Annotated in this window: 1 protein-coding gene; it reads right to left on the reverse strand. The window is 36.4% G+C overall.

Going from position 1 to position 1,036, the window contains the following annotated elements; all coding sequences use genetic code 11:
• Nucleotides 1-1,019: elongation factor Tu (tuf, locus tag IC213_RS20445; RefSeq protein WP_227863580.1), on the reverse strand; the 1,019-nt coding region annotated here is incomplete at its 3' end.
• Nucleotides 1,020-1,036: the final 17 nt, after the last annotated feature.

The following is a 1,036-nucleotide window of genomic DNA, read 5'->3' on the forward strand; positions in this document are numbered from 1 at the left end:
TCTGTTGTTCTGAAATAGAATTGTGGTCTATATCCATCAAAGAATGGTGTATGTCTTCCACCTTCTTCTTTTTTAAGTACATATACTTCTGCAGTAAATTTTGTGTGTGCTTTTACTGATCCAGTCTTTGCTAGTACTTGTCCTCTTTCTATTTCGTTTCTTTGTACTCCTCTTAATAATGCTCCTATATTATCCCCTGCTTGTGCTTGGTCTAATAATTTTCTGAACATCTCTACTCCTGTTACTACTACTTTTCTTGGTGCTTCTGTTAATCCTACTAATTCTACTTCGTCTTGTACTTTTAATACTCCTCTTTCCACTCTTCCTGTTGCAACTGTTCCTCTTCCTGTGATTGAGAATACGTCTTCTACTGGCATTAAGAATGGTTTGTCAGTATCTCTTTCTGGTGCTGGTATATATTCATCTATTTGCTCGAATAATTCTACTATTTTATTTCCCCACTCACTCTTTGGATCTTCTAATGCCATTAATGCTGATCCTCTTACTATTGGAGTATCATCTCCTGGGAAATCATATTCTGTTAATAAATCTCTTACTTCCATTTCTACTAGTTCTAATAACTCTTCATCATCTACCATGTCACATTTGTTTAAGAATACTACTATATATGGTACTCCAACTTGTCTTGATAATAGTATATGCTCTCTTGTTTGTGGCATTGGTCCATCTGTTGCTGAACAAACTAATATTGCTCCGTCCATTTGTGCTGCTCCTGTTATCATGTTCTTAACGTAGTCAGCATGTCCTGGGCAGTCAACGTGTGCGTAGTGTCTGTTTGGAGTTTCATACTCAACGTGTGCTGTTGATATTGTGATTCCTCTTTCTCTTTCTTCTGGAGCTTTATCTATGTTTGCGAAATCTACTGCTTCTCCTAATTGGTATCTGTCATATAATGTTTTTGTTATTGCTGCTGTTAATGTAGTTTTACCGTGGTCAACGTGTCCTATTGTCCCTATATTAACATGAGGTTTTGTTCTTTCGTATTTAGCTTTAGCCATTTTGAATTTCCTCCCTT

It is taken from the genome of Clostridioides sp. ES-S-0049-02 (genome assembly GCF_020658465.1).
GTDB lineage: Bacteria > Bacillota > Clostridia > Peptostreptococcales > Peptostreptococcaceae > Clostridioides.